Origin of the sequence: Algoriphagus faecimaris, assembly GCF_900101705.1 — a bacterium.
Classification (GTDB): domain Bacteria; phylum Bacteroidota; class Bacteroidia; order Cytophagales; family Cyclobacteriaceae; genus Algoriphagus; species Algoriphagus faecimaris.
The window spans coordinates 1-1,631 of sequence record NZ_FNAC01000098.1 but is presented as its reverse complement, the minus strand read 5'-3'; the positions used below and the strand labels follow the sequence as shown (position 1 = coordinate 1,631).

Here is a 1,631-nt window from a genome sequence, read left to right as displayed (position 1 = left end):
GCCAAGCCTTGGATGAGTGGTATGGTCAGGAAAAGAAAGATTATGAAGCCTTTGCGGCAAAGTATCCACTCAATGGAGAACTGGCAAGGCAGGAAACCAACATCAAAGCTATGCTGGACTGGGCAGACAAGGAGCAGATTGTCCAAACGCCCACGATTTTCATCAATGGCTATGAATTGCCTACGGCTTATGCAGTGGAGGATTTGAAATATGTCTTAAACTAAGATAAGCTGCTGATGCAGAAAAAAAATATTCAATCGCGATGAATAGTCACAGTCTTCGGTGACTCTAAAAGTCGGAGGATTAGCTCATTTAGTCAAAATTATTCAATAACCATTTAAATTATAAAAACTATGAAAAAGTTAAGCTTAGAAATGCTCCGACTCAGCACTGATGAAGTCTTAGAAAGAAGTCAGATGAAGAAAATTACAGGGGGGTAGGGGGTTCTTGCTATCTACAATGTGATAATTGGCAAAACCATAGACCCATTCAAGTAGATAATTGTCACTCTTCTGCCGTATCTCTTTATTGTAGCGGGGGAGGAGTGTGTACATGTTGATGATTGGATAAAAATAACCAGGTTTAGAAAAGAATCTAAACCTGGTTTTATATTTTAGTTTAAAGCTAGTCTTCAAAAAATTACTTATGTTTAAAAAAAATAGTTATTGGTCTGTAATTTACTTATTGTCTTTTTCTTTATTTAGTTGGCCTTCATTTTCCAATGCTCAATATAAGCTGGAAAAAGTCAAGAGTTTCACTGTTGAATCTTTCTATCCGGTGGAAATAGTTGATTATTTCCCAAAGGATGGGCTTTATCTTGGTTATATTAATTCTACGGAAGGAAAAAGGATCGTACTAATTAATGAAGAGGGGGATTTTATCAGCAACAAGATTTTGGAAGGCGATGGTCCAAATAAATCCTCGGCCCCATTCAATGCGATGTCCTTTGCAGAGGATGGTACTATCTATCTTCAATCCTTTTCGTTTATCTATCGCTATGATCAAAATTTGAACCTCCTTGACAAATTCAGCTATCCCTCTAGCACATCTATTCGAATTTTTGGGAGGATGGAGTTTTTTTCTTATTTCAAATTACCTGGTTCAAATTCCAATATTTCATTTATTACCAATCCTTCTGACACGAATTCATTTCGTCCTGGAAATGATTCTGAGACCGAGTTAATTGAGGTTTTCCACAAAGGAACAGAAGAATCTATTAAATTAGCTCCAGTAACGGATCGGATTATGTATTCAAGGTTTGATAAATCTTTGTTAGCAGACCTCTATTTCATCATTTATAAACTTGATCCAAAAAGTCGAAAGCTTTATTTAACAACCAAAACAGATAGTGAGATACTTGTTTATGATTTGTTCAGTAAAAAACTGGATTCTAGAATTGAAATAAAACATGGAGAGTTTCCAATACTTCAAAAGAGTAAAATTTCAAGAAATGACTTTAAAACCAATGTGAGAATCGCCTTGGGGGCTAAAAATCATAAACTATTTTCTCTAGAAGGAGATAAAATAGTTTTGGATTATATCCAAGAAATCCCCTACGGCACCTATGAACAGAAGATTGCTGAGGACCCAACCTACCATCATTTTCAAGATCCAAACTATCATAGGCTGAT

General features: G+C 35.7%; 2 protein-coding genes. Both read left to right on the top strand.

From position 1 onward, the window contains the following. A partial coding sequence (locus BLQ57_RS20725; RefSeq protein WP_175444688.1) for a thioredoxin domain-containing protein occupies nucleotides 1-224 on the top strand: 224 nt, incomplete at its 5' end. Nucleotides 225-645: 421 nt separating this feature from the next. Next, the coding region (locus BLQ57_RS20720; protein ID WP_139162862.1) for a hypothetical protein at nucleotides 646-1,631 on the top strand (986 nt) is incomplete at its 3' end.